The sequence below is a fragment of the Novosphingobium beihaiense genome, from assembly GCF_022832375.1.
GTDB classification, from domain to species: Bacteria; Pseudomonadota; Alphaproteobacteria; order Sphingomonadales; family Sphingomonadaceae; genus Novosphingobium; species Novosphingobium beihaiensis.
This window is the reverse complement of sequence record NZ_JALHLG010000044.1, coordinates 1-25,743: the sequence shown is the minus strand read 5'-3', so window position 1 is coordinate 25,743 and position 25,743 is coordinate 1. Positions and strand designations below refer to the sequence as shown.

25 protein-coding genes and 1 pseudogene are annotated in these 25,743 nt (G+C 60.2%); 15 read left to right on the top strand and 11 right to left on the bottom strand.

Annotated elements, in window-relative coordinates; genetic code table 11:
• The first annotated feature begins 156 nt into the window (after positions 1–156).
• Genes ubiB through dut form a run of 4 tightly spaced genes read left to right on the top strand, consistent with a single transcriptional unit; the run spans position 157 to position 5,014 of the window.
• Entirely contained in the window at positions 157–1,722 is a 1,566-nt protein-coding gene (gene ubiB / locus MTR66_RS18185) for a 2-polyprenylphenol 6-hydroxylase (RefSeq protein ID WP_243923625.1), read from the top strand.
• A complete protein-coding gene (locus tag MTR66_RS18180) occupies positions 1,689–2,909 on the top strand; it encodes a hypothetical protein (RefSeq protein ID WP_243923624.1) in 1,221 nt (406 codons plus the stop codon). The genes ubiB and MTR66_RS18180 overlap by 34 nt, the downstream gene beginning before the upstream one ends.
• Positions 2,910–2,946: 37 nt before the next feature.
• Positions 2,947–4,560: a phosphopantothenoylcysteine decarboxylase domain-containing protein gene (locus tag MTR66_RS18175; protein ID WP_243923623.1), complete on the top strand. Its 1,614-nt coding sequence runs from the start codon at positions 2,947–2,949 to the stop codon at positions 4,558–4,560.
• Positions 4,544–5,014, top strand: coding sequence for a dUTP diphosphatase (dut, locus tag MTR66_RS18170; protein ID WP_243923622.1), 471 nt, complete (start codon positions 4,544–4,546; stop codon positions 5,012–5,014). The genes MTR66_RS18175 and dut overlap by 17 nt, the downstream gene beginning before the upstream one ends.
• 4 nt (positions 5,015–5,018) lie before the next feature.
• On the opposite strand, the gene MTR66_RS18165 is transcribed toward dut, so the two are convergent.
• The 3 genes from MTR66_RS18165 to MTR66_RS18155 form a co-directional block, all read right to left on the bottom strand.
• Positions 5,019–5,198 (bottom strand): hypothetical protein, encoded by a 180-nt coding sequence (locus MTR66_RS18165; protein WP_243923621.1) that lies wholly within the window; start codon positions 5,196–5,198, stop codon positions 5,019–5,021.
• A 7-nt stretch (positions 5,199–5,205) separates the two neighbouring features.
• Positions 5,206–5,376 carry a hypothetical protein gene (locus tag MTR66_RS18160; protein WP_243923620.1) on the bottom strand — a complete coding sequence of 57 codons (171 nt, stop codon included), beginning with the start codon at positions 5,374–5,376 and terminating at the stop codon, positions 5,206–5,208.
• A 115-nt stretch (positions 5,377–5,491) separates the two neighbouring features.
• A complete protein-coding gene (locus MTR66_RS18155) occupies positions 5,492–6,154 on the bottom strand; it encodes a DUF4136 domain-containing protein (protein WP_243923662.1) in 663 nt (220 codons plus the stop codon).
• 208 nt (positions 6,155–6,362) lie between these two features.
• Here MTR66_RS18155 and MTR66_RS18150 point away from each other — a divergent pair, with 208 nt between their 5' ends.
• On the top strand, positions 6,363–7,019 hold the full coding sequence (locus tag MTR66_RS18150) for an MOSC domain-containing protein (RefSeq protein WP_243923619.1): 657 nt from the start codon (positions 6,363–6,365) through the stop codon (positions 7,017–7,019).
• On the opposite strand, the gene trpS is transcribed toward MTR66_RS18150, so the two are convergent.
• From trpS to secB, 3 genes are all read right to left on the bottom strand, one after another.
• Positions 7,020–8,039 carry a tryptophan--tRNA ligase gene (gene trpS / locus MTR66_RS18145; RefSeq protein ID WP_243923618.1) on the bottom strand — a complete coding sequence of 340 codons (1,020 nt, stop codon included), beginning with the start codon at positions 8,037–8,039 and terminating at the stop codon, positions 7,020–7,022.
• A gap of 194 nt (positions 8,040–8,233) precedes the next feature.
• Entirely contained in the window at positions 8,234–9,808 is a 1,575-nt protein-coding gene (murJ, locus tag MTR66_RS18140; RefSeq protein ID WP_243923617.1) for a murein biosynthesis integral membrane protein MurJ, read from the bottom strand.
• Between the two features lie 45 nt (positions 9,809–9,853).
• Complete coding sequence (gene secB, locus MTR66_RS18135) at positions 9,854–10,372, bottom strand: protein-export chaperone SecB (protein WP_243923615.1); 519 nt, start codon at positions 10,370–10,372, stop codon at positions 9,854–9,856.
• A gap of 290 nt (positions 10,373–10,662) precedes the next feature.
• Here secB and MTR66_RS18130 point away from each other — a divergent pair, with 290 nt between their 5' ends.
• The 3 genes from MTR66_RS18130 to MTR66_RS18120 all read left to right on the top strand — a co-directional run bounded on the left by MTR66_RS18130 (position 10,663) and on the right by MTR66_RS18120 (position 13,181).
• Positions 10,663–11,352 carry a Tim44/TimA family putative adaptor protein gene (locus MTR66_RS18130; protein WP_243923614.1) on the top strand — a complete coding sequence of 230 codons (690 nt, stop codon included), beginning with the start codon at positions 10,663–10,665 and terminating at the stop codon, positions 11,350–11,352.
• A 117-nt stretch (positions 11,353–11,469) separates the two neighbouring features.
• A complete protein-coding gene (mltA, locus tag MTR66_RS18125) occupies positions 11,470–12,603 on the top strand; it encodes a murein transglycosylase A (RefSeq protein ID WP_243923661.1) in 1,134 nt (377 codons plus the stop codon).
• Positions 12,600–13,181: a Smr/MutS family protein gene (locus tag MTR66_RS18120; protein WP_243923613.1), complete on the top strand. Its 582-nt coding sequence runs from the start codon at positions 12,600–12,602 to the stop codon at positions 13,179–13,181. The genes mltA and MTR66_RS18120 overlap by 4 nt, the downstream gene beginning before the upstream one ends.
• On the opposite strand, the gene MTR66_RS18115 is transcribed toward MTR66_RS18120, so the two are convergent.
• The 5 genes and pseudogenes from MTR66_RS18115 to MTR66_RS18100 all read right to left on the bottom strand — a co-directional run bounded on the left by MTR66_RS18115 (position 13,098) and on the right by MTR66_RS18100 (position 17,393).
• Positions 13,098–13,514, bottom strand: coding sequence for a hypothetical protein (locus MTR66_RS18115; RefSeq protein WP_243923612.1), 417 nt, complete (start codon positions 13,512–13,514; stop codon positions 13,098–13,100). The two genes, MTR66_RS18120 and MTR66_RS18115, sit on opposite strands and share 84 nt — an antisense overlap.
• A gap of 85 nt (positions 13,515–13,599) precedes the next feature.
• Positions 13,600–13,725, bottom strand: a pseudogene (locus tag MTR66_RS21475) (IS5/IS1182 family transposase); the annotation flags it as partial.
• A gap of 373 nt (positions 13,726–14,098) precedes the next feature.
• Entirely contained in the window at positions 14,099–15,478 is a 1,380-nt protein-coding gene (locus MTR66_RS18110) for a lipopolysaccharide biosynthesis protein (protein ID WP_243923611.1), read from the bottom strand.
• A gap of 14 nt (positions 15,479–15,492) precedes the next feature.
• Positions 15,493–16,575, bottom strand: coding sequence for a CgeB family protein (locus MTR66_RS21405; protein ID WP_243923610.1), 1,083 nt, complete (start codon positions 16,573–16,575; stop codon positions 15,493–15,495).
• On the bottom strand, positions 16,572–17,393 hold the full coding sequence (locus MTR66_RS18100; protein ID WP_243923609.1) for a motility associated factor glycosyltransferase family protein: 822 nt from the start codon (positions 17,391–17,393) through the stop codon (positions 16,572–16,574). Before MTR66_RS18100 ends, MTR66_RS21405 begins: the two co-directional genes overlap by 4 nt.
• 197 nt (positions 17,394–17,590) lie before the next feature.
• Here MTR66_RS18100 and MTR66_RS18095 point away from each other — a divergent pair, with 197 nt between their 5' ends.
• From MTR66_RS18095 to MTR66_RS21400, 7 genes are all read left to right on the top strand, one after another.
• Entirely contained in the window at positions 17,591–18,739 is a 1,149-nt protein-coding gene (locus MTR66_RS18095) for a glycosyltransferase family 4 protein (protein ID WP_243923608.1), read from the top strand.
• The gene (locus MTR66_RS18090) at positions 18,736–19,842 is read left to right on the top strand and encodes a glycosyltransferase family 4 protein (RefSeq protein ID WP_243923606.1); all 1,107 of its coding nucleotides are present in this window, start codon (positions 18,736–18,738) and stop codon (positions 19,840–19,842) included. Before MTR66_RS18095 ends, MTR66_RS18090 begins: the two co-directional genes overlap by 4 nt.
• A 180-nt stretch (positions 19,843–20,022) precedes the next feature.
• Positions 20,023–21,597 (top strand): beta/alpha barrel domain-containing protein, encoded by a 1,575-nt coding sequence (locus MTR66_RS18085; RefSeq protein ID WP_243923604.1) that lies wholly within the window; start codon positions 20,023–20,025, stop codon positions 21,595–21,597.
• 7 nt (positions 21,598–21,604) lie between these two features.
• Positions 21,605–22,303 carry an HAD family hydrolase gene (locus MTR66_RS18080; protein ID WP_268740594.1) on the top strand — a complete coding sequence of 233 codons (699 nt, stop codon included), beginning with the start codon at positions 21,605–21,607 and terminating at the stop codon, positions 22,301–22,303.
• The gene (locus MTR66_RS18075) at positions 22,300–23,004 is read left to right on the top strand and encodes an acylneuraminate cytidylyltransferase family protein (RefSeq protein ID WP_243923600.1); all 705 of its coding nucleotides are present in this window, start codon (positions 22,300–22,302) and stop codon (positions 23,002–23,004) included. Before MTR66_RS18080 ends, MTR66_RS18075 begins: the two co-directional genes overlap by 4 nt.
• Positions 23,005–23,054: 50 nt before the next feature.
• The gene (locus MTR66_RS18070) at positions 23,055–24,164 is read left to right on the top strand and encodes an acyltransferase family protein (protein WP_268740593.1); all 1,110 of its coding nucleotides are present in this window, start codon (positions 23,055–23,057) and stop codon (positions 24,162–24,164) included.
• 271 nt (positions 24,165–24,435) lie between these two features.
• A complete protein-coding gene (locus tag MTR66_RS21400; RefSeq protein WP_243923596.1) occupies positions 24,436–25,593 on the top strand; it encodes a glycosyltransferase in 1,158 nt (385 codons plus the stop codon).
• Positions 25,594–25,743: the final 150 nt, after the last annotated feature.

Here is a 25,743-nt window from a genome sequence, read left to right as displayed (position 1 = left end):
CAGCGCGTTCCCCTCCCGCGAGCGGGAGGGGTTAGGGGAGGGCCTGTCCGGTCCCTCCGGGGCGATTGGCCTTGAAAACACAAGCCCTCCCCCGGCCCCTCCCGCTCACGGGAGGGGAGGTTGCGGTCTCGCAGCCTGGCGGCGCGAGGAGGTTTTGTGACCCGGCCCATCACACACATCGCCCGGCTTTTGAAATGGGGCCGCGTGCTGGCCCGGCACGGCGCCCTGCGCGGCATCGAGAACGACCGCAACGCGCCTGTTCCGGTCAAGCGGCTGTGCCGGGCCGCCCGCTTCGGCGCGCGGCAGGGGGCAGAGCCCGATTACGCGGGCGCGTTTCAGGAAATCGGCCCGGCGGCGATCAAGCTGGGGCAGGCGCTTGCCACAAGGCCCGATCTCGTCGGCGAAGGGCCCGCGCGCAATCTGCTGACCTTGCAGGACAGCCTGCCTCCGGTGCCTTTCGCGCAGATCCGCGCGGTGATCGAGGACAGCTTCGGCAAGCCGATCGACACGCTGTTCGAAAGCATCGAGGAGCAGCCGATCGGGGCTGCTTCGATCGCGCAGGTCCACCGCGCGGTGACCACGGACGGGCGGCAGGTTGCGGTCAAGGTACTGCGCCCGCGCATCCGCGAGACCTTTGCGCGCGATGTCGAGACCTACGAGTGGGCCGCTGCGCATCTCGAAGTGCTGGGCGGCGAAGCGCAGCGCCTGCGCCCGCGCGCGGTGATCGACAATCTCAAGCGCTGGACCCTGCGCGAACTCGATTTGCGGCGCGAAGCGGCGTCGGCCTCCGAACTCGCCGAATCGATGAAGGGGATGCAAGGGTATCGCGTGCCCGGCATCGACTGGGACCGCACGACCGGATCGGTGCTCACCGTCGAATGGGTCGATGGCGCCAAGATGAGCGACCTTGCCGCTCTGCGCGCTGCCGGGCACGATCTGCCCGCGCTGGCCCGCAAGCTGGTGCTCACCTTCCTGACGCAGGCGATTGCGAGCGGTTTCTTCCATGCCGATATGCACCAGGGCAACCTGTTCGTGCAGGCGGACGGCACCATTGTCGCCATCGATTTCGGCATCATGGGCCGGATCAACCGGCAGGCGCGGCTGTGGCTGGCGGAAATCCTCTATGGCCTCACCACCGGCAATTACCGCCGCGTGGCCGAGATCCATTTCGAGGCGCAATACGTGCCGAGCTATCACAACGTCGAGGAGTTCGCGACGGCGCTGCGCGCAGTGGGCGAGCCGATGCGCGGCAAGCCAGTGTCCGAACTCTCGGTCGGCCAGATGCTCGACGGGCTGTTCGCCATCACCCGCGATTTCGACATGCAGGTGCAGCCGCACTTGCTGCTGCTGCAGAAGACCATGGTGATGGTCGAAGGCCTCGCCACCGCGCTCGATCCCGATATCAACATGTGGGACGTGGCCGCGCCTTTCGTGAAGAACTGGATTCGCGACGAACTGGGGCCCGAGGCGATGATCGTCGACCGGCTGCGCGAAGATATCGGCACGCTCGCCCGCCTGCCCGCGCTGGTGCGGCGGATCGAGGAAAAGTTTCCGCCCAAGGGCGGCGCGCCCGAGCAGGCGCCGCTGCCCGATATCCACCTCATTCTGGGCCTCGGCGGGCCGCGTAAACGTCAAAGTAACCACTGGGTGGGCTATGGTGCGGCGGCAATCCTGGGGGGCGTAGCCGCATGGGCGTTCACGTACTGGAGTCTCCTGAGCTAACGCCGGGAAACGAAAATCCGAACCAGGCCCCGCTCACCCCGAGCGGGGCGGGAAACCGGTTCGCCTGCTGGTCACCCCATCTCGCGCGTGCGGTTCTGGCCATTCTGGTCCTGCTGCTGCTGGCCTCGGCGCTGGTGCCGATAGCCAAGCCCGGCAGCCGCTCGCCCTGGAGCGGTCCGGTGGAAGGCCCCGTGTCCACGGCCTCGAAGGCCGGAGCTCCGGACGAACCTTATGACGAGGACATCGCGCTTTACGAAGTGGCGATCGAGCGCATCGCCCATGGCGAGAACTACTACGATTTCATCGTCCCGGAGCAGCGCTCGCGCGATTATCCGGTCAATCCCGGTCTGGCCGTGCGGCTGCCGACGCTCGCTTATCTCGATGCCTGGCTGGGCACGCCGGGCCAGATTGCGGCGGCGCTGGCGCTGATGCTGGGGATCGTCGCGGCATGGTGGCGCCGTTTCGGGGAGGAGGGCGTCTCGCCCCGGGCGCGGCGCATCGCGACAGCCCTGGTGTTCGTCGGCGCGTCGCTGGGGCTCAATCGCCACTATTTCCCGCTACATGAACTGTGGGCGGGCGGGCTGATCGCGCTGTCCTTCGGCCTGCACCGCATCGGCGTGAACGGCCAGGGCGGGCGCTGGACCGGCGCTTTCTGCGCCGCCGCGCTGGCCCTGGCCATCCGCGAACATGCGCTGCCGTTCGTGCTGCTGATGGCGGCAGCGGCGCTGTGGTACCGCAACTGGAAGGAAGCGGCGGCGTGGTCCGCGCTGGCGGCGGTGTTCCTTGCGGCGCTGGCCGTTCATCTCTCGCTGGTTGCGCGCGACGTGCTGCCTACCGATCCGCATTCCGCGCCCTGGCTGGTTATGCGCGGGCTATCGGGCTGGCTGGGCAATGTCGTACAGTCGAGCAACTTGCGCTGGCTGCCACATTTTCTGGCCGGGCCTGCCGTCATCCTGATGACTTTCGGATGGCTGGGCATGAAGGGGCGCGGCGGCCTGTTCGGGTTTCTGCTGAGTGCGGGGTATGGCGTGGCTTTCATGCTCGCCGGACGCTGGGACAATTTCTACTGGGGCGCGATGATCGCGCCTGCCATGTTCGCCGGGATCGTGTTCGCACCCCGCGCCTTGGCCGAACTGACCGCGGCGGCAGGTTTGCGCAGGCGTGTGCCGGCGGCGGCCGTAAATTAATTGCGTGTCCCGGCAGGCTGTTGCACAAGCCCCGAGCATGAGTGGACCCCGGATTCTTCTGGTCGTGGGCGGCGGTATCGCGGCCTACAAGGCCTGTGAACTTGTCCGCACCATCCGCAAGGAAGGGGGCGAAGTCACGTGCGTGGTGACGGAAGGCGGCGCCAAGTTCGTTACCCCGATGGCGCTGGCGGCGCTGTCTGAAAACCCCGTCTATACGACGCTGTGGGACCTCAAGAACGAGGCCGAAATGGGCCATATCCAGCTCAGCCGCCAGGCCGATCTGGTGGTGGTCTGCCCGGCGACGGCGGACCTACTGGCCAAGATGGCCGCCGGCATTGCCGACGATCTGGCGACGACGATGCTGCTGGCGACCGATAAGCCGGTGATGGCGGTGCCCGCGATGAACGTGCGCATGTGGCAGCACGCCGCCACCGTGCGCAATGTGCAGGCGCTGCGCGAGGCGGGCGTCGATGTGATGGAGCCCGACGAGGGCACGATGGCCTGCGGCGAATACGGCCCCGGCCGCCTGCCCGATCCCATTGCCATCTGGCAGCGCATTGCATGGGTGCTGGGCCTTGGCCCGGTGGAAGTGGCGCCGCTGCCCGGCAGCGGACCAGCAGAAGAGGCCTATCCGGGCCTGCCGCAGACGCGCGGCCTGCCCGAACCGGAGCCGCAGTACGATCCGGCGCAATGGCATCCGCCGTTTGACGAGTCCGAGGCGGAGCATGCCGCGCATGAGGGGCTGGGGCTAGGCGGCCTTACCGGTTCGATGATCTCACGCGGGCTGCAGAAGGCCAAGAAGGCGATCACCTTCGGGCATGACGATCCCGCTCCGGCGCAGCACCAGGCGCCTGCTCCGGCGGGATCGCTGTTGATGACCAAGGGGGCGGCCCGCGGCGCGCCGCCGACCGATCCGGCGGCGATCGATCATCCTGCACCGCACGCGGCCGATGCCGTTTCGGCCGGACCTTATGGGCAGACTCCGGCCAGTGCCGTGCCTGAAAACGGTCCACTCTCCGGGCGGCATGTGCTGATCACGGCTGGGCCGACATGGGAACCGATCGATCCGGTGCGCTACATTGCCAACCGGTCCTCGGGCAAGCAGGGGTTCGCGATTGCCGCTGCCGCTGCGCAGGCTGGTGCGCGGGTCACGCTGGTGGCCGGCCCCGTCCATCTGCCGACGCCGCCGGGGGTAGACCGGGTGGACGTGGAAAGCGCGCTGCAGATGGCCGATGCGGTCAAGCGCGCGCTGCCTGCCGATATCGCGGTGATGGTCGCGGCCGTGGCGGACTGGCGCACTGCCAATATCGCCCAGGAAAAGCTCAAGAAACGCGGTTCGGCCCCGCCTGCGCTGCTGCTGACCGAAAACCCCGATATCCTCGCCACTGTCGCATCCCGGCCTGACCGGCCGCCGCTGCTGATCGGCTTTGCCGCCGAGACCGAGCATGTGGTTGAGCATGCCCGCGAAAAGCGCAAGCGCAAGGGGGCCGACTGGATCATTGCTAACGACGTTTCGGGCGATGTCATGGGCGGCGATGCCAATGCCGTTCATATCGTGCGCGGCGATGGCGTGTTTTCTCTTCCCGAAATGCCCAAGGAGGATGTCGCGCGCATCCTCGTCGAAAGGATGGCCGATGCATTCGCCCAATAACGTTCCCATACCGGTCAAGGTGCTGCCCCATGGCGAGGGGCTGGTGCTTCCCGTCTATGCGACTGAAGGCGCAGCGGGCATGGACGTGGTCTCGGCCGAGGATGTGACGATCGCACCCGGCGCCCGCCATGCCGTGGCAACCGGGCTGGCTGTGGCGATCCCCTACGGTTTTGAAATCCAGGTCCGCCCGCGCTCAGGGCTGGCGCTCAAGCACGGCATCACCGTGCCCAATACGCCGGGCACAATCGATTCGGACTATCGCGGCGAGCTGAAGGTCATCCTCATCAACCACGGCGCCGAACCCTTCAATATCCTGCGGGGAGACCGCGTGGCGCAGCTGGTGCTGGCGCCGGTAACGCGGGCGAGCTGGCTGCCGGTCGAGGAACTGGACGAAACCGTGCGCGGTGAAGGCGGCTTCGGTTCGACCGGCGGCGTGGTGTCGCTGGGAAGCTGACCGGTCAGGGCTGGCCGGAAAACGCGCCCACGAACCACAACAGCAGGCCAAGCCCCAGCACGATCAGCAGGGAAACCGTCAGGCACCCTTTCCAGCCCATGCGGCGCGAGACTTCGTCCGTGGCGAGGTCCGCGCCCGCTTCCAGCGCGGCGCCTGCTATTTCGCCCAGAACCTGGTGCGGCATTCCCTGCTCAATCCTTGCGTTTGCGGCTGCCGCGCCGCCGTTTAAGGCCGTACCACGCCGTGCCGCCCAATCCACCCAGCACGATCGTGCCCTTGGCCAGCAGCGAGAAAGTGGAAGAGAGCGCACCCACGGTCACGCCCCAGAACAGTTGCGACATGATGGCCATGAAGGTGTTCAATCGCCGTTCCTCCCTTCCCGCCCGAGTATAGAAAAAGGGCGGACCCGCGCTATTCGCGGACCCGCCCCTCGGTGTCTCCCTCTCTGTCGCAGGAGGGGGAGCACGTCAGGTCATGTCACTTCTTTTCGGGCGCCACGGTAATGCGCACGGTCTCACCCGAGTTCCCGGGGAAGCCGGTGAACATTGCCTCTACGAGGTTGGGCACGAGGTATTGCAGGTGGTTGGACGTCGATACGGCCTCGGCCTTGCCTTCGAACACGCGCTCGCCATCGGCGGCACGGTCGATCTTGATCGAGATGCCGCTGGTATAGACCGTGTAGCTGTCCACGCCGCCGTCGAAGAACGGATCGTACCAGCCATAGTGCCACGGGCTGCCCCAGTATCCGAAACGGCTCGGGCGGTAGAAACCATAGCCGTACCACGGGCTCCAGTAAGGCGATGACGGGCCGGTGGAGCGCACGCGCTCCCGGCCGTTGTCGACGCCATAATCGAAGCGCACGATCAGGCTGGCCTTCGCCGGGTCCTGCACCGGGGTGTAGCCGAGCTTTGCGAGCCGGTCCTGCACGAGGCCCGCATATTGGGCGAACTCCAGCCCGCCCGCGAGCTTGGCATCGTCCGCGACAACCGCGAATGTCTGCCCTTGGGGTGCCGGAAGCTGCGATTGAAAGCGCGAAACATCCGCCTTGAACGGTGTGGCGCAGGCGGCAAGGGCCATGAGCAGCATGGCCGCTGCGGCAAGTCTCAGCTTGCCGAAATAGGCGTTCGAATGGTCTGTCATCATATCTAAGCTCCACGAACCCGAAGGGTCCCGTGCACCCCTTCCGGCACCGACCTTCGACTGATAGCTATCTTGCCGTAATATCAACGTTCTGAATAGCGGTTGAATGGTGGGCGGTACGCGATGGGCGGATCGGCCCGTTCATGTATCATCCAGACGCTGCATCGCGGCTTGAACGGCTGCTTCCAATGTAGGAAAGCTACGGGCCATGACGAGTCCTGTTCCCATTCTTTCCGTGCAGTGCGGTAAAGCGCGAAGCTTTCAGGGGCCTGACAAGCCGAGCGCCATTGCCAAGACGCCGGTGCCCGGGCCGGTGGGCGTCCACCGCCTGGGCCTCGACGGAGACGAGCAGGCGGACCTCAGGGTGCACGGCGGCCCGGACAAGGCGATCCACCACTACCCGCACGATCACTATGCCTTCTGGCGCGACGTGCTGGACGATCATCCGCTGCTCGCGGACTATGGCGCCTTCGGGGAAAATATCGCGACCGTGGGCATGACCGAGGAAACGGTGTGCCTGGGCGACCGCTACCGGCTGGGCAGCGCACTGGTGGAAGTGAGCCAGGGCCGCCAGCCGTGCTGGAAGCTCGATCACCGCTTCGGCGGCCAGCCTGTCAATGCCCGCATGGTGAAGGCCCGCTGCACCGGGTGGTACTACCGCGTGCTGGAAGAGGGCGAAGTGGCAGCGGGCGATACGATCGAACTGCTCGACCGGCCCCACGGGGAATGGACCGTGGCCCGCACCTTCGGCCTGCTTATCGCCGGAGACCACAAGCGCGACCGCGAAGGGCTGGAAGCGCTTGGGTCTCTCGATGTACTGGCCGAACCCTGGCGGAAACGGCGCGCGCAGCTGCTGGGAGCCTGATCAGCCCCGCACCAGCCCCAGCGCCTCATAGGCCTTGTTCAGCGTCGGCACGGCCAGCGCCCGGGCCTTTTCCGCGCCCTTGTGCAGGATCGCATCGAGCGCCGCGCGGTCTTCGCGCAGTTCGAGGAAGCGCGCGTTGATCGGCGAGAGCTTCTCTACCACCAGTTCGCCCAGCGCGGGCTTGAACCTGCCGAAGCCTTCGCCGCCGAACTGGGCCAGCACATCGCCGACGGTCATCTCCGCCAGCGCGGCGTAGATACCCACGAGGTTCGCTGCCTCGGGCCGCCCTTCCAGACCGCCCTTGTCGCTCGGCAGCGGCTCGGGATCGGTCTTGGCCTTCTTGATCTTCTGCATGATCGTATCGGCATCGTCGGTCATGTTGATGCGGCTCATGTCCGAAGGATCGGACTTGCTCATCTTGGCCGAACCGTTGCGCAGGCTCATGATGCGGGCGGCTTCGGGCAGGATGTACGGTTCGGGCAAAGTGAACACGGGCGCATCTTCGGAGGCGAAGTCGTTGTTGAACTTCTGCGCGATGTCGCGCGCGAGTTCCAAGTGCTGCTTCTGATCGTCGCCCACGGGCACATGCGTCGCCTGATGGACCAGCACGTCCGCGGCCTGCAGCACCGGATAAGTGAACAGCGCGACAGAGGCGCCTTCACGGTTCTTGCCCGCCTTATCCTTCCACTGGGTCATGCGGTTCAGCCAGCCCATGCGCGCGGTGCCGTTGAGCAGCCATTGCAGTTCGGCGTGCTGGGGAACCTGCGACTGGTTGAACAGGATCGAGCGGTCGGGATCGATGCCGCAGGCGACCAGCGCCGCCACCATCCCGCGGGTATTGGCCGTCAGATCGGCCGGGTCGTAAGGCATCGAGATCGCGTGAAGATCGGCCAGGAAGTATAGGCATTGCGCGCCGGAGGCGGCGGCCTCGTCCTGCATCTTCACCCAGTTGCGGATGGCGCCGAGGTAATTGCCGAGATGCAGGTTGCCGGTGGGCTGAATGCCGGAAACGATACGCATGGGTGCGTCCTTCATGAAACGTAGAGAAATGGCATGGGAGCCGTCCGTTCAGAGCGAACGGCAAAGGAGAGGGATCAGCGGGCGGCGCGGCGCCATCGCCAAGCCGCCCGGCCGGGACAACGGCCATGATTCCGGAGGGGCAAGAAAGCCTGCATGGGGCGGGCCCTTAGCACAAATCCGCGCCTTTGGAAGCCTCAGGAGGCCTTCTTGCGGCGGCGAAGCTGCGCCAGCAGATCCTTGTCCAGCGCGCCGGTGACGTAGGCCATGCCGAAGAACACGACGAGCCCCGCACCACACAGCGCACCGAGCGACCAGATCTTTTCTATGACGTTGCCGCCATAGCGATTGGCCATTAGCGGCATCAGCCACAGCAGAACCGCACTCATGGCCGCCGTGGAGACAAGCTGGCGGATAATCCGCCCGCCCAGCCTGGCGGTGAAGTGGAACCATCCACGATATTGCAGGATGGCATAGAGCGTCAGCACGTTGAGCGTGGAGGTGAACGCCGTTGCCGCGGCAAGGCCGACAATGCCGAAGCGCGGCACGACCACGATGTTGACGGCGATATTGACGATCAGCGCCCCGGCCGAGACCCACACCGGGGTGCGCGTATCCTCGCGGCTGAAGAAGGCGGGCTGGAATACCTTGACCAGCACATAGCTGGGCAGTCCGGCAACCAGAGCGACGACGATGTCCGCCATGATCGCGCCATTGGCCGTGGTCATCTTGCCGCCGACGAAGAACGCGGTGACGAAAGCGGGCGCGCAGATGGCCAGCGCCGCGGCGGCGGGCAAAGTCAGCAAAGCCGCCATTTCCACCGCGTTGGTCTGCAGGCGCTGCGCTTCGCGGGCATCGCCGGTCTGGATATGGCGGGAGAGCATCGGCAGGATCGCCGTGCCCAGCGCAATGCCGACGATACCGAGCGGCATCTGGTTCAGCCGGTCGGCATATTTGAGCAGCGTCAGCGATCCTTGCGCCAGCGAGGTGGCGAAGAACGTATCGACGAACTGGCTGATCTGATAGACGCCCGCGCCGAACGTGGCGGGCAGGATCAGCATCGCCAGCCGCTTCACGTCGGGCGTGATGTGCGGGCGGGTAATCTTCAGCCGCACGCCTGCCTTGCGGGTGGCCCATGCCATGTAGAGCAATTGCGCAACGCCCGCGGCGGCCACGGCGATGGCCTGGACATAGGCCACGGTCACATCGGTCCCGCCCGTTTCGCGCAGGACGTATCCGGTGACGATGCCGGTGATCAGCACCACATTGAGCAGCACCGGCACGAAAGCGCCGGGCGCGAATTTCGAATGGGCATTGAGCAGGCCCGACAGCATTGCGACGAGGCTGACGAGCCCGAGGTATGGGAACGTGATGCGCGAAAGCGTGACGGCCAGTTCGAACTTGCCGGGTATTTCCCGGAACTCGCTGGCCAGCAGCCAGACGATTCCCGGCATTACCAGCATGGCCACTGCCGAAAACCCCAGCAGCACCCAGACGAACACTGCCAGCACATCGCTGGCGAACTTGTCGGCGGCATCCTCGCCGCCCTCGCCTGCCAGCGTGCGCGTGTACATCGGCACGAAAGCGACCGAGAAGGCGCCTTCGGCAAAGAGCCTGCGGAAAGTATTGGGCAGCACGAAAGCGAGCTGGAACGCATCCGCCGCCATCCCCGCGCCCAGAATGCGCGCGACCAGCATGTCGCGCACGAAACCGAACACGCGGCTGAGCGCGGTCAGCCCGCCGATCGTGCCGACGTTGCGGACCAGGCTCATCGCCAAAGGCCTTTCATGGCCGGTGCTGCCGCGCTGTCAGAGGGGTCAGGCGTTGCCGGCGGGCTCGCCCTGCTCGGCATCGGCCTGCTGCTGGGCCTGCGCCTGAAGCTGCTGGACATAGAGGCCGTTGAAATCGATCGGTTCGAGCATCAGCGGCGCGAAACCGGCATCGCGCACGGCATCGGCGATCACGCGGCGGGCGAAGGGGAACAGGATGCGCGGCGCCTCGGCAAAGAGGAACGCGTGGCTCTGGCCTTCGTCGAGATTCTGCATGCCGACCAGCGCGCAATAGCTCAGGTCGACGACGAAGGCCGTGCCTTCGCTGGTCTTCGAAGCGCAGGTAATCTTCAGTTCGACTTCGTGCACGTCGCTTTCGATGGCGCGGGCGCCGATGTTGAACTGCACGTCGATCTGGGGCTGTTCCTGCCACTGGAAGCACTGCGGCGCGTTCGGATTCTCGACCGAGAGATCCTTGATGTACTGGGAGATAATCCCGGCCGAAGGCCCGGTGTCGGCGCCGTTGCCCAGGTTGAGATCGGAGATGACGTTGCCTTCGTCGGCCATTGGTATGCTTTCCCGCAAAGAAATCTGTATCAGCGGGCGCGCCTAAAGCATTTTGCGGCCGCGTGGAACACCCGCAGACGGAAAATATGTGCTCCTGGCCCGGATGGGGACGCCCGCGAAGAGCCCTGCGAGCGGCGGAAGTGTCACGAACCGGCGGAAAAATACCCCGACCTGCCCGCTCACGCGTTGTTCATTTGTAAACTGTACCTATCTCAGGCTATGCTGAAACGCTGCAGCACGACTCTTTACCCGAGTGCCGGTGCGTGCAGGCGAAAGGGATATAAAGGGACGTGACACCGGAAATAGTGATCCTGGCCATGATTGCGGCATTCCTTGGACTGCGGCTTTACTCCGTGCTGGGCCGCCGTGCCGAGCATGAGGAAGAGTCGATCCCGGGCCGTTTTGAAGGGCGACAGGGCCGTCCGGGCGCGCCGCGGGTTCCGGCCCAGCCCAAGCCCGACGCCAAGGCTGACGAACGCAGCCGCGGCGATCAGGCGCTGCGCCCGCGCGAAATGCCGCTCGCCCCGCCGAATGCGGAGCGCGGGCTCGCCGAAATCGCCAATGCAGACCGCCGTTTCGATGCTTTCGCTTTCTTGGAAGGCGCACGCTGCGCCTACCGCATGATTCTGGAAGCGTTCTGGAAGGGCGACAAGGCCGAACTGCGGCACTTGTGCGACGATGACGTCTACAACAGCTTTGCCGCCGCGATCGATGCCCGCATCGAAGCAGGTGAGACGCTTGAAAACCGGTTGGTCCGGATCGAGGAATGCTCGGTCACGGCGGCCGGTGTCGAAAATGGTTCGGCACGGATTACCTTGCGTTTCCGTGCAGACATCGCCGCCGTCACGCGCAATGCCGATGGCGAGGTGGTCGCCGGTTCGCTCGACGATGCGGTCGAGGCCGTGGATCTGTGGACGTTTACGCGCGCGCTCAATTCGTCCGATCCCGACTGGTTGCTCGACGAAACCGATCAGGGCTGAGGCCCTGTCCGGCGGCGGCGCTCCACAGGAGTAGGGAACTTGCGGGGAGGGAGCGTGCTGGCGGCGCCGCACAAACGCAGGCTGATTCGCCTGTTTGGCGCGCTTTCGTTTCTGGCCATGCTGGCGTCGTGCGCCAGCGTCATTCCCGATACCCGGCAGCCGGGCCTGCCTCCGCCGGAGAACGCAGTGGCGCTGGGCGTGCGCGAGGGGCCATCCGTCGCCGGGTTGTCGTTGTCTGAACCCGATGCCGCTGCCGCGCTGGCTTCGTTCCGGGAAAGCTGTCCGCGCCTGATGTCGCGAAGCGATGGCAGCGGACTCACCCGGCCCGGTGACTGGCGCGAGCCCTGCACGGCTGCTGCCAACTGGGGCAGCGGCTCTGCCGTCCTTTTCTTCCTCAGCTATTTCGAGACGGCGCAGATCGGCGACGGGAAGGCTTTCGCCACGGGCTATTACGAACCGGAGATTGCCGGGGTACGCAGGCGTCAGCCCGGGTTCGACGTACCGGTCTATGGCCTGCCGCCGGACCTTGTCCGGGCCAAAACGGGCGATGCCAAGCCTTTGGGCAATGGCCGGATGCCGCTCGGCCGGTATGGCCGCGATGGCCGGTTCATGCAGTATTACGACCGTTCCGCGATCGAACAGGGCGTGCTGATGGGGCGCGGGCTGGAGATCGCCTGGGCCGCAGATCCGGTCGAGCTGTTTTTCTTGCAGGTGCAGGGATCGGGCCGTTTGCGGGGCCCTGATGGCACGGTGATGCGGATCGGATATGCAGGCCAGAACGGCCAACCCTATACCGGAATCGGCAAAGTCATGCGCGAGCGCGGGCTGATCGGCGATGGGCCGGGGCAATATCCCGGCTCGATGCAGGGCATCATGCAGTACATCCGCGAGCATCCGGCGGAAGGCCGCGCGCTAATGGATGAGAACAGGTCCTATGTGTTCTTCCGCGAACTGACCGGCGATGGCCCGCTGGGGGCGTTGAACGTGCCGGTGCGGGCTCACAGTTCGGTCGCCGCCGATCCGCGCTTCGTGCCGCTGGGAGCGCCGGTGTGGCTCGATCTCGACCGCAGCGAGGCGGATGGCTTGTGGATCGCGCAGGACACCGGTGGAGCCATCAAGGGGGCGAACCGCTTCGATACTTTCTGGGGGGCAGGCAAGGAGGCCCGCACGACGGCGGGCGGGATGAGCGGGCATGGCAAGGCCTTGTTGCTGCTGCCCAAGGGGACGCTGGCGCGGCTCGGCGCGCGATGAGGCGGCCAGGCCGCAGGCTGACCAGGGAGGAAGCGGACATCTGGGCGCAAGTCGCGCGCACCGTTGTCCCTCTCCATCCGCACAGATCAGAGCCCCGGCAGCAGAAGGTGCCGGAAGAACCGGCTTCGGGCCGTCAGGCCGCGCCTCCCCCGCCGAAGAAAAAGCCGAAAGGCCGCGTGCCACCGCCGCCCGCGCCGCGGCCGGTTCCGCCAAAGACGAAAGGGGAAACGCAGCTCCATCTCGATGGATCCTGGGAGAAACGGATCACCAAAGGCGCGCTGGTGCCGGATTTCAGCCTCGATCTGCACGGATCGAATCTCGATCAGGCCTACAGCCGCCTGATGCACGGGCTGACTCAGGCCAGGGCAATGGGCGCGCGGGTCGTGCTGGTAGTGACGGGAAAGCCCCGCTCCGGCGAGTCGATGGACCGCAGCGAACGGCGCGGGGCCATTCGCGCCAAGATATCAGACTGGCTCGCTGCCAGTGAGCACGCTTCAGACATCGTGGCCATCCGTGGCGCGCACCGGCGGCACGGGGGCCAAGGGGCCCTTTATCTCGTGTTGCGCAGAAGGCGTTAGGACCGGCTTCGGGCGTGGCTTGTGGCCGGTCAGCGCGGGAAACGCGCGCAGGCAGAAACACAGCACGAATGGCCAGAACCACGTTGCAGCCATATCGGCCAAGGTGTCATGCCACATCCACCCTCCGTGCGCGACGCGGTCTATCATTTCGTTGACCAGTTCCAGCCCGATGACGGGAAGCAGCGTTCTGGCCATATAGAGCGGACGCCGCGTGACAATCCCGGTCAGAACCCAGATCAGCAGGCCCACGTAAGTATGGGCGAATTTGTCAGGTGGAGGGCACAAGTTGACGACCCAGTCGACCGCCGCTTCATAGTGCTGAAAGAATTCCATTACCGCCTTATGCCGCAGCACAATAACAGTGTCGAGCGCATGGGAACGGGATGTGTGGCGCTGATTGCCACCTGCACGCAGCCGCCCCCTTGATGCGAGAGCTGCAGCGAAGCGCGACGACTAGCGGGCCACGGAAAACCTCGAAGTCGACTACAGCCGTAAGCCGCTCAAACGGATCACCCGCCGTGCTCAGCGCCTCATATCGGTATATCCGCTGAAACCGGCTGTTCTGTCAGCATTGCCTCCGCTGCAATATAAAAGCAATGAATCAGCTCAATCCGCGACACGCCAGTGGTTTTTCGTGATATCCAATTGGACATCCAACCGCACCTTCTCATCCAACGACAACGTCATCGGCCGCTGCTGTCACGCGTGGAACGCTTGATCGACCAACCATGGTGCGCCATGCTCACCGGACTGCGCCAGACGGGCGGCGAATTCCGCCAGCTTCTGCAAGAACTGTGCATCCTTGCTCTCGCCGTGCTGAAGCAGCAGGGTACGACTCGAAGGACACGGCAAATCACGGAGAGAGGAAACGGTTTTTCGGCTGCTCACAAAGTTACCATCACGTCAAAATGCGGAATTTACGCGGGAGAGCGCCGGAGTGAGGTGCGCCAGAGACCGTAAGCCTGACGCATAAAACCCAACAGGTTGAACTGGGTGAGCAGCAGCGTTCGAGAGTTAGTACCGATTGAATGCGCTGCGAAGACAGTGACGACAATAAGAGCCAAGCCTTCGGCAAGAATCTTGCCCATAGCCATTCCAAGAGGCCCCCAAGCATGGGCCAATGGCGAACCGATAGCCAAACCAATAGCACCCGCGATCAGCATGGTGACAACGGGCTTGAACAGATAGTTCGCCCCCTGAAGATAGGTGAGTGGCGCCTTGGCAGTCTGAACGAACAGCGTTGCCAGCAAGAAAGCGCAAGCCAATGGATATTCGAACGAAACCCTGCCGTGTGTCCACATGTCGAATGCAATCGGACCGCCGACCAGCAGGCCGCATGAGAGGATCAGACAACTGGCCACATTGATACGACCGCCCACAGAGAGCAATTTCATGGTGACATCCGTCTGTCCGCCACCGCTTGTGCGAGAAAACTCGATCTGAAAGACGGACATTGCGAGAGAGCTGATCTGATCTATGATGCGGGTTGCCGTCGCATAGACACTGAATACGCCCACGGCTTCGGGACCTGCAACCGAGCTTAGGATGATCCGCGGTCCCTGGACGCCAACGAAGTTGACGCCGAGATGCAGGAGCGCCGCTCCCATGGATGGTCCCATCAACATTTTCAGACAGGTCCGGTCGATCCCCACGTTCCGAAGCTTCAACCATGGCGCGGCTCGCACTGCCAAGGCCGCCTGTGCGATCAGATCAAGGCCGGCAACGCACGCTATGACTACAGCAGCATATGCGGGACCTCCGTGAAAATAACCGACGGCCACGCCCAGGCTCGCAAGTTCGAGGAGCTTCACAAGCCCGGAGACCAAGTTTGGTGCCGCATATGTGCCGGATGAAAAGCTAGCGCCGAAAAACAGGCCTTTTACAGTGTTGAGCCACACCTGCGAGGCCATTGCCATCGTGATAATGATTATCCCGGTGTTCGAAACATGTGTGATCTTGAGCATTTCGGCTACCGGCAAAACAAGTACCAAGCCAAAAATCACGAGCAGAACCGGACCGAAGATACAGGCAAGCGCGATGAATGCGGTTCCGAATACCGTCTGGGCGCGATCATTGTCCGAAGCTCCGGTAGCCTTCAAGATCTCGGTGCTGGCAGCATTAGCGAGACCGAAGTTGCTGAGCGAAGTCAGAGTTGCGATGGCAGTGAGCGTGATCCATTCGCCATAGACAGTCAGCCCCCACGCAGCGAGAAGCATCGGGACGACACCGAGCGTGTTAATGAAGATGGCTCCCCGCGAGAATGCCTGACCGCTCATACCTCGGATCACGCGTTTCAAAAGAGGTGAGTTGCTCACGCGCGGGCTTCCATTGCAAAGGACTTTTCGAGCATGCTTTTCATGCGTTGATCGTTACTATACCCGTCACGACGGCACCGCGCCAAGCCGGCTGCAGCGATGGACGCGCGCTTATCTGGATGTTTGAGATAGAAGAAACATTTGGCGATGAGCTCATCAATGCCGGCAAAATACTCGGCCTCTTGCCCTTCGGTGAATAGCGCCTCATGCTCAGAAGTCCTCTCGGCAAGCATGAATGCGCCACAAGCCGGAATCTCGACGCTGCGTGTCGTTTGCTGGTCGCGATTGAGCTTGCGCAGGAAACACAGATTAATGTCCGACGCGCAAAGGGTTCGAACATAGTCCTCGCCATAGAGCGCACGCCCTTCAACTGTCATTCCTGATGGGAATTGAGAGATGTCGGGCCAACCTGCCCCCCAGACGCGAACGGGAAGTCCCGCGTCTACGATCGCTGCGATTGCAGATGCGCGTTCTGGTTCATAGGAGCCAATGAAGGTAATCGGCCCACCGAAACGCTCGCGCTCGTCTTGTCCGAGATCGAGCGGACGGTGCAAAGCAGGATCATAGGCATTGGCCACAAACACCGGATTCCGGCAACCAAGCGCTCGAAGTTCCGCCACGCCATAACTCTTGGTTGTAAAAAAGATGTCGTACAGTGGCAGATGCCGACCGAACGCCGTCGACCGATTGTGGCGCTGCCCCATGTCATCGGGAGAATAGCCTGCAATAACCAGCGCGGGCAGCTTGGCTCGCGCATTGCGCAGAGTCTGGGGGATCACCGCCAAGGCCTTGTCAAGCCACAGCAGATCTGGACGTTCTGCCACGATTGCCTGTGCGAGCCGATCATTGACATCAAGCGGATCGGGAGTTGGCAGTTCTATGCCATTTCGATAGGCAGCCGCCATGATACGCGCTGCCAGCGGGGCGCGGATCTGGCTGGCCCGTGTAGCCAGCCGCACGACACGACACCCCTGTCGTTCAATAGCCTCACACCTCTGCAGACTGGTTGATCCATCGAGCATTTCGCCGACATACAGGACAACCTTGCCCGCTAGCGGCGTGCGCGGCTCATTGCTCACCCTATGACATCCTCCAGCGCCCGCCGCGGAAAGATGTTCAGCAGGCCACCCCGGGTAGCATTGTAGATTCGCACCGGGCTGTGATCGAAACGCTCAGCAATAGCGCGCCAGGAACGGAAACCTTCGGTGCAGTGCCAAAGATCCAGTTCCATGCGGCGATAGTCCATTGTGGCATTTTCCGGTGGCGCGGCATAGAAATGAGAACTCTGGCCCAACAAATCTCTGAAGAGGCCATCACCATCAACTCCAAGAATATAGATCTCCTTGAACCCCATATATATGGAGGCGTGGAGCGCAATCTTGACGACATTGTCGCCCCCAATTCGCCGCGTCAAATCAATGGGAAACCCGTATCCCGGGTGAATTATTCTGCCACCCGCAACCCAATGGACACCGAATTTCCTGTCATATTCGTAAGCCTCTGGCTTATGCTTTTGCGCTCCATCCAAAAAGAGAGAAGCATTCGGGCAATGTTCCTGGATCTCAGCCAGCATGGAAATAGGCCATTCGCCGGTGGACAGCTTACCATCTATAACAAAGTAATATTTAGGATTGATTTCCCTTATGTTCTCATGCTTAAAAAAATAATTGCAAACAAATGTCTGCTCATCCCTCAAGAGGTGTAGCGGCTGCTCCCTTATTGACGGGCCATTGCCGATAATAAAGCACCGTTTACCCTCTTGCAGTCCCCTTAGAGCACTGTTTTTCGCTAATTTCTTGCGCAAATCACCGTCAAGAAAATCTTTCACGCCAGCTGCTTTATTATATAGGGCATAAACGACGTCTTCAAACTTGTATTTTACGTCGAGCTTTTTCATGCTTTTCCCGCGAATGAGTCCCGTTCGTCGCACCTCTCAGATCCTTAGCACCGGATCGCTCGGCCCTGTCAATGACTGAATACCGCTTTTCTGCGGTAGCATAATGGTTGATTTTACGCTAAAATAATATGGTGCTGCGTTGGCGCGCTCCCCCAGCGCCTAACTGTGGGGGGCAATTTTTGCTAAGTAGATTGAGAATGGTTGGCGACAGGCGCACCGATCGTGCGCAACGCGGTATTGTAGTCATCGGCAACTACGAGCTCGATCACCAGCATAGCATGTTGCAATATAATGAAATGCTGGTCGAAGCTTGTACGGCTTGGGCCGGAAACGCTGTCCACTTGGCCCGGCCGAAAGTCATATTCGGCCAGGCGCAGGGGCGTTTCAAGAAGCTGACCTCGGTCATTGACAAATATATGCTGGCGCCCTTTGCGTTTCCGAAGGCTACTCTCGCCCTGATCGGCGACCAGGGCCTTGCGCTCTATTTGCCTTTTCTGCGTGCCAGAACCAAACTTATCGTCTGTCACGACCTGATCGCCCACTTGGTCATGATCGGCAGACTTCCCGGGTGGCAACCATCGCGCCTGGGACGTTGGCTGCAGCGTGCGAATATGCACGGGCTAAAGCAAGCGGATCATGTAATCTGCGTATCAGACGCGACACGGCGTGACTTTCTCGACCTCACGGGAATGGCTCCGGAAAAGGTATCCGTGGTTCATAACTGCCTACCGCCGGCGATCGAGGAATTTGCCGGCCAGCCAAGAATTCCACTGGCGGCACGCACCAGCGACATACTTTGCTTCGCCACATCGTTCTACAAGAATGCAGAACTGAGTATAGAAGTCTTCGCACGCGCGCGTGCGCGTCTGCCGGAAAGCACGCGGCTTATGGTCATCGGTCTGGACATTGATCGTGCGGAAAAGCTGTCCCGGTCCTTGGGGATTGACGACAAGGTCGTCTGGCTAAAGCGGGTGCCGAACGACACCTTGCATGAAATATACCGCACAGTTGGCGCGTTGCTGTTCCCCTCACGTTACGAGGGTTTCGGCTGGCCGATTCTCGAGGCGCAGGCTTTCGGGCTCCCCGTCGTAACGAGCGACGTTGCATCCTTACCTGAAGTTGCCGGTGCGGGCGCGATTATTGCTCCGCTTGATGCATCCAAAATGGCTGAAGCATTGGTCAAGGTCTTTTCTGAACGCGCTTGCGCGGAAGGCCTCGTTGAACGCGGCTACGAAAACCTGAAGCGGTTTGACAGAAAGGGGTGGCTAAAGTCCTTCTCCGCCCTTCTTGATGGGCAATATTCTAGAAATGCGGGGAATGCCGAAATGGAGAAAACGGCAGTATGAGCGCCATCATTTTTTATCCAGAGGTTGAAGCCTTTGGAGGCGAGGAGCGCGTACTGCTGGGACTAAGCCACGCCCTCCATGTCCGCGGAATTGCCCATCGCATTGTCTGCTACTTCGATCACGTCGGCCTGCAGCGTCACGCTGACTGGCAACTAGACTTGGTGATACTCAACCCAAACGGCGGGGCTTGGAGCAAAGCACGGGCATTGAAGGCCTACCTCGCCGGTCAAAGCCCTCTAGGGCAAGTCCTCCTGTTCGGCATACAGGCTGCGGTGCATGCGGGCCTCGCGGGACTGACAGGATATAGCGTTCGTGTAGCTGACACCCCATCATTGCAGACGCTGCCCCGGGAACTCGGAACGCTTACGCGTTTGAAGCAGCAGGCTCAGGGATGGATGTTCATGCGTATGGCGAAACGAGGCTTCAGACGCGCGGACGGTGTAATTGCAAATGCCAACTATCTCGGCGTAGAACTGCGCAGCCTCTATGGCGTCAAACCTGCAACGATCTATATCGGCGCGAAAGAGGCTTTGCCGGCCATACGTAAGCCGCTGCATGCAAGAATGGCGCTTGGCCCACATCTGCTTTCGGTTTCCAGGCTTGAACCAAACAAGCGCATCGATTGGCTGATCGAGGCATTCGAAACGGTGGTGCGAACCCGCCCGGATACGCGCTTGGTGCTGGACATTGCCGGGGCAGGCGCCGAAGCCGCAATGCTGCAAAGTAAATGCACGACGCTGGGCTTGAACAAATCTGTGGTTTTCCATGGCTTCGTTTCGGAGGCAGACCTTGAAAAACTTTACGGCAACGCCGCGATGTTCGTGATGCCAGCGGTGCAAGGCTTCGGTTTGCCTGCCCTTGAAGCACTGGCGCGAGAGACGCCAGTCGTCATGCACCGACAAAGCGGTGCTAGCGAAATTTTTGAAAATTCGGCATGGGTCAGTGTTTTTGATGGCGGCCCTGAAGCTCTCGCTGCAGCAATTTTGGACATGCTCGATCGGATCGAAAGCGGCTCCTTAGCCGCAGAAGAGGCTCCGCGACCTCCCTCTGAAGACGATTTTGGAGCTGAAATAGCCCGCTATTGCGGATGGCTTGGGCAATAACGGCATTGGTCGTGATGACAGAGCACCAGCTAGATACAGGTCCAGTGGCGTTGAGTCGGACCGCAGGCGAATGGATCGCCTGTTCATGTTCGCGCCCGCAACAAAATCTGGCAAAAACGCTCAGGCCTCTTACACTGGCCACATTGCATAAGTTTCATCAGCGTCCGATAAGGCGGGGTCATGCACCAGAATTTAAGCGGAATCCTTGATTGTACCCTTCGGGATGGGGGCTACTATACAAACTGGGACTTCGAAGACGACACTCTGTCGGGCTATCTCTCCGCTATGAAGGGCGCACAAAGCGTTGCAGCAGTCGAGATCGGCTACCGTGGCGTCGTAAAATCAAAATACATGGGACGGTTCTATCACACCCCCCGAAGCGTGCTCGAGCACTGCAAGGCGAACCTGCGAATGGACCAAAGCCTCGTCGTGATGCTTGACGAGAAGGACATCAGCCCTGAAGTGATCGAAAGCCTGATTGGCGAGTTGCAAGGGGTGGTAGACATGGTGCGCTTCGCCGTCGCCCCGTCACGCTTGGCCCGAGTGGCAGAACTGGCCGAGGCCTGCGACACACTGGGTTTTCAGGTCGGCCTGAACATCATGTATCTGAACACCTATGTCGATATGCCACAGGTTCTGGAGCCACTAGCCCAAGTGAAGGCGGCCGTGGTAGCGCTGGTCGATAGCTATGGCGGATGCACACCAGCCGAAGTGGCGCGCGCGGTAGCTGCTGCAAAAGATTTTCTGCCTCAACCAATCGGCTTCCATGGGCACGACAATATTTCTCTGGCGTTCGCCAACAGCTTGGCTGCGATCGAAGCCGGTGCCACCATCGTCGATGCAACAATCCAGGGCATGGGCCGCGGCGCAGGCAATACCAAAACCGAGCTGATGGCGGGCTATTTTGCTGCTAAAAAGGATTTCGACGTCGATTTCCCTGCCCTTTCTGCCACCGTGGAGCAGTTTGGCAAACTCCAGAAGAAGTACGAATGGGGCACGAACCTAGCCTATATGGTGTCTGGCTTGGAAGGATTGCCGCAGGCAGATGTGATGGACTGGCTGGGCACTCGTCGCTACAGCATGAGCTCAATCGTAGCCGCCCTTCGCCAACAGGGTGACGGAAAGACCGACACCCATGATTTTCCGACTCTGGCGAAATCACAAGTAACCAAGGATTTCGCAGGCCGCCCGGTTGTTATCGTAGGCGGTGGCGAGAGTGTGGTCGAGCACATCGAGGCCCTCCGCCAGTTTGTTGCCGATCACAACGCGATCGTCGTGCACTCGACTACGCGCCGCGCCGAACTGTTCGACGCCCTGCCGAATGCGCAAATATACTGTCTGGCCGGTCAAGAGGTGGCCCGCCTGAATGGGGATGGGGCATCAATCCTGTACCGCGCAGACCGTTATATCGTGACGCAGGAACCGCCCCGCCTGCCCGGATCGACACCCATGGCAGAAAATGTCTACCAGGTCGTCAATTGGACATCAGGCGACGCACGCGCCAAGCTGGGGCCGATCACCGACGAGCCGCCGCTCGATCTTGCTTTTGCAACTGCTGAAAGCTTGGGCGCAAGCAAAATCTATCTGGCCGGCTTTGACGGCTACCAGAACGCCAGTCTAGCCGATCAGCATAATGCACGCGATGTCCAGCTGGCCCTCAATCAGGCGAAGACCCGTTGGGGAAGCAATGTTATGTCGCTGACGCCTACACTGTATAAAATCCCCACCATTTCGATCTACGGCCTGCTTCAGTGAGGCACAAATGACCCGTCCGCTTTGTGTAGTCTTTGACTGCGACGGTGTTCTTTTGGACTCCAATCGCATGAAGACGCAGGTGTTTGGGGATATCCTCAGCACCTATCCGCCTGATGCCGTCGATGCATTTCTGGCCTACCAAACAACGGCATTCGGACTATCGCGCTATCGCATGATCGACACGTTCTTCGAACGATACCTTGGACGTGCAGCGATCGATGGCGAAAAGGACATGCTTCTTGCTTCTTTCAGCAAGGAATGCCGGCAGCGCTATCCCTGCCAGGCACTTACGGAAGGGACAATGGAGACACTGGAGACTTTCGATCGCCATGATATCCCTATGTTCGTGGTTTCAGGATCAGATGAGATTGAACTCATTTCAGTTCTCGAAGAGATGGGGCTGGCTCGTTTCTTTCGCCGCATTTTTGGTTCGCCAAGCACCAAAACCGACAATATCGCACGCGTTATAGCACTGCTAGACCGCCCCCACGACATCACCTTTGTGGGGGACGCGAAAGCGGACTGGCTAGCGAGCTGCGAGCGCGGCTGCGACTTCATCTATCTGGCAACTTGGGCTGCAGATCCGGCAACCATGCAGACCCTGCAGCATAAGCACGGCTTCAAGGAAATTTCGAGGCTGCCAGATTTGCTCGAATACCTTGCCCTCGCAGCCCCCGAAGCGGCAGCCTCAAAGGACGCGATGTGAACGCATCTCCCATTTTCGCAATGATTCCCTGTCGCAAGGGAAGTCAACGGATCCCGAACAAGAACACCAGGCCGCTGCCCGGTTATCCCGGCGGCTTACTGGAACTGAAATTGCGGCAGGTCTTCGCCTCCCACATGCTCGACGGCGTTGTCCTGTCGACAGACGATCTTCTGTGCATGGAAATCGCCGAGCAACTGAGGCCGGAGGGCAAGTATCTCGCGATTGAAAGCCGACCAGCCGAATTTGCAGTTGCGGATACACTTGATGCCTTCGTTGAATATGTCCCGACAATCATGCCAGAAGGCGTCGTTGCGTGGATGCACGTCACATCTCCTTTCTTTGGAAGCGAGCAGATAGATTCGGCACTGTCTGCTTATCGCAATGGAGTGACCTCTGGTGAGGCCGACAGTCTCATGGGAGTGACGCGGCTGCAAACGTTCCTGTGGGATGAAAGCGGCTGCATTTCCCACGACCGGTCGGTGCACAAATGGCCACAAACTCAAGATCTTCGACCAATCTACGAAGTCAATTCAACGATATTCGTAATAGATCGCGAGTTGATGGCCCGGGCAAAGGATCGCATAGGCGCAAGACCTTCGCTGTTCGAGGTCGACCGAACACACGCTTTTGACATCGATTGGCCGGATGATTTCCAGTTTTTGGAACGTACCCTGCAAACGATGGCGAGTTCCGCTTCCTAAAAAGAAAGATTGACGCAGCTGTGACAGAAACAAATGGGTTACAATGAGATATGCGAACCAAGCACATCGTTGGACTGGATATTGTAAGATTCTTGGCCGCATTTCTTGTCATGGCCGAACATTTCTTCTTCAGCTCATGGATCAGCCCTTCCCACAGCAGCCATTCCATAGAACCGATCTGGACATTCCCAGCCTTTGGCTGGATTGGTGTGCAGATTTTCTTCGTTCTATCTGGGTTTGTAATCTCCTATACTGCAAGCGGTGCAACAGCATTTAAATTTCTGTCAAGTCGTATCGTCAGGCTCGTGCCAGCAGCTTGGATCTGCTCGACCATTACGCTACTCGTAATCTTTTATTCCGGAGACCCGCCAGTAGGCGTGGCGTTGAAACGGTGGGTCGCGGCGCTCACATTTTTCCCAAAACCGCCATATATCGACAAGGTCTACTGGACACTTGGACTTGAGATTTTCTTCTACTTTGAAATATTCATCCTCCTTGCAGTCAATAAATTCAAATACGTTGAATGGCTGTCCGTCTTTATTGCGGCCATATCCTGCACATTCTGGCTCCTATTCTACACAGTGAAGCCAGAATTTATCGACGAAATTTATAGAAGTCGCGAATTTTCAATCATGCTCGTCCAACATGGCTGCTTCTTTTCCCTTGGAATTACATTTTGGCTGTGCATCCACAAAATAACACCAGCACGAATAGTATTGATTGGCATGTGTATATCCGCCGGAATTGGCCAAATAATCAGCGAACATCATGGGCAACCCGACGTTGCCGGTATCAATCAAACCCCAGCATTGGCAATATTCGTCTGGTTGCTTTCAATGTGCCTGATGCTTGCATCTATCTATTGGCGAGATGCAATCAAGCCTGCAAACTGGATCCGCACTATAGGCCTCATGACCTATCCACTCTATCTCGTGCACGATCTGCTCGGAGTGGAAATAATCAAACGCATCATCGGAATTGGGCCTATACTTTCCGTATGCGTTGCTATGGCGCTGTGTATCGCACTGAGCTGGCTTATAACTGCCACACTGGAGAAAAGATTGCAAAAATTCTTTCGAATCCTCCTGGATGAACAAAGAGCGCGCTCGCGAATATCAGTGCCATTTCTTTTCACAAAAAGCACGCCACCATTTTCCTAATATTTGGATTCCACAGTGCGCGTTTTGTTTTTCCAAGTTACATTCGCCATTCTCTGCAATTCGCTTAAAAAGCATCGTCGATAACGATATTGATGCGTGCTCCAATCTGGCCGCACCTCTCGACAGGTGCACAACAAGCATCGGGACGAGTTAGCCGCATACTCAGGGGGATCGCATGATATTATTGATATTCTATCATGAAATGCAGGGCTGACTGTATTCACTGCGGGGTACATGAAATTCCGCTTTTCATAGAAACGGAGAAGCTCTTGTGAAGGTGGTTCTTTCAACGTGGGGCAAGTTCCATTTTTTCCATCTGGCCAGACAGCTGGAAAGAAGAGGTGTTCTAAAAAAAATATTTTCAACCTATCCAAGGTTCAAACTAAGAGATGAAGGCTTACCTCCAGAAAAAGTCGAGTCCGATGCGTTGATCGAGACATTCCTACTGGGCAAGGGTCGCTTTGGCATTTCGACACCTTTCGATAGGTTCCTGCAACATCTCAAGGTTGATCTACATGATCGGCACATAATGAGGCGGTTGCCGCAATGCGATGTCTTCGTTGCCTTGTCGGGATCAGGTCTCGTAGCGGGAGGCGCCGTTCAGAAGCGCGGCGGCATCTACATCTGCGAACGCGGTTCGTCGCACATCGCGTATGGTGACGACCTCATGGCTGAGGAATTTACGCGCTGGGGCGCCGAAGCCCCCCAAACGAGCCCACGGTTTATCGCTCGTGAGGAGGCGGAATACGCCATGGCAGATCGGATTGTTGTGCCATCATCGTTTGTAAAGCAGAGTTTTATCCAACGAGGTGTTGCCGCAGACAAAATCATCGTCAACGGCTATGGTGCAGATCTCAGCCGCTTCCAGAAGAAGGGGAGCCCTCCCAAGGATCAGTTCGTCGTGCTCTTCGTCGGGGGGGTCCGTTTCCGTAAGGGCATCCCATACCTGCTTGAAGCGTTCAAAGCGCTGCGACACCCTAATAAGGTATTGAAGATTGTTGGATCTGTGCTGCCCGAAATGCGGGACTACCTGAGAACGGCACCGCTCGAGAACGTGGAATTCATGGGCATAGTACCGAATACCGAATTACCTGAAATAATGAGCCAAGCACATGCCATGGTGCTCCCCAGTATCGAAGAAGGGATGGCATTGGTTCAGGCCGAGGCCCTTGCAAGCGGATGTCCAGTGATCGCCAGCCGGAATACCGGCGGCGAAGATCTGTTCTCCGATGGGAGCGAAGGTTTCATTGTCCCCATACGGGATCCGCAAAGCATCACCGATCGTCTGCAGCAACTGGCGGATGATCCTGATCTCCGCGACAGCATGTCAGAAGCGGGTATGTCTAAGATCAAGAACCTTGGAGGATGGGACCTGTACGGCAGCAAGTATATGACAATTTTCGACGAGGCTCTTGACCGCACGTATTGATCTTGCCTCGCAATTGGCCTTTCCCGTTGAACCCTCCGATCCTGGAAACCTTGAAGAGGGCGTCGATTTGTGAGTGATGGCGAGTGGCCGGCGTCCTGCTCATTAAGTAGCCCGATAGTCTGCGTCCCGCGGAAACGATTTTTCCTCACA

Coding starts and splice junctions, on each gene's coding strand:
- MTR66_RS18180 (WP_243923624.1), top strand. CDS start 1,689: ATGGGCGTTCACGTACTGGAGTCTCCTGAGCTAACGCCGGGAAACGAA.
- MTR66_RS18175 (WP_243923623.1), top strand. CDS start 2,947: ATGAGTGGACCCCGGATTCTTCTGGTCGTGGGCGGCGGTATCGCGGCC.
- dut (WP_243923622.1), top strand. CDS start 4,544: ATGCATTCGCCCAATAACGTTCCCATACCGGTCAAGGTGCTGCCCCAT.
- MTR66_RS18165 (WP_243923621.1), bottom strand. CDS start 5,198: ATGCCGCACCAGGTTCTGGGCGAAATAGCAGGCGCCGCGCTGGAAGCG.
- MTR66_RS18155 (WP_243923662.1), bottom strand. CDS start 6,154: ATGACAGACCATTCGAACGCCTATTTCGGCAAGCTGAGACTTGCCGCA.
- MTR66_RS18150 (WP_243923619.1), top strand. CDS start 6,363: ATGACGAGTCCTGTTCCCATTCTTTCCGTGCAGTGCGGTAAAGCGCGA.
- trpS (WP_243923618.1), bottom strand. CDS start 8,039: ATGCGTATCGTTTCCGGCATTCAGCCCACCGGCAACCTGCATCTCGGC.
- murJ (WP_243923617.1), bottom strand. CDS start 9,808: ATGAGCCTGGTCCGCAACGTCGGCACGATCGGCGGGCTGACCGCGCTC.
- secB (WP_243923615.1), bottom strand. CDS start 10,372: ATGGCCGACGAAGGCAACGTCATCTCCGATCTCAACCTGGGCAACGGC.
- mltA (WP_243923661.1), top strand. CDS start 11,470: ATGCTGGCGTCGTGCGCCAGCGTCATTCCCGATACCCGGCAGCCGGGC.
- MTR66_RS18120 (WP_243923613.1), top strand. CDS start 12,600: ATGAGGCGGCCAGGCCGCAGGCTGACCAGGGAGGAAGCGGACATCTGG.
- MTR66_RS18115 (WP_243923612.1), bottom strand. CDS start 13,514: ATGGAATTCTTTCAGCACTATGAAGCGGCGGTCGACTGGGTCGTCAAC.
- MTR66_RS18100 (WP_243923609.1), bottom strand. CDS start 17,393: ATGAAAAAGCTCGACGTAAAATACAAGTTTGAAGACGTCGTTTATGCC.
- MTR66_RS18095 (WP_243923608.1), top strand. CDS start 17,591: ATGGTTGGCGACAGGCGCACCGATCGTGCGCAACGCGGTATTGTAGTC.
- MTR66_RS18090 (WP_243923606.1), top strand. CDS start 18,736: ATGAGCGCCATCATTTTTTATCCAGAGGTTGAAGCCTTTGGAGGCGAG.
- MTR66_RS18085 (WP_243923604.1), top strand. CDS start 20,023: ATGCACCAGAATTTAAGCGGAATCCTTGATTGTACCCTTCGGGATGGG.
- MTR66_RS18080 (WP_268740594.1), top strand. CDS start 21,605: ATGACCCGTCCGCTTTGTGTAGTCTTTGACTGCGACGGTGTTCTTTTG.
- MTR66_RS18070 (WP_268740593.1), top strand. CDS start 23,055: ATGCGAACCAAGCACATCGTTGGACTGGATATTGTAAGATTCTTGGCC.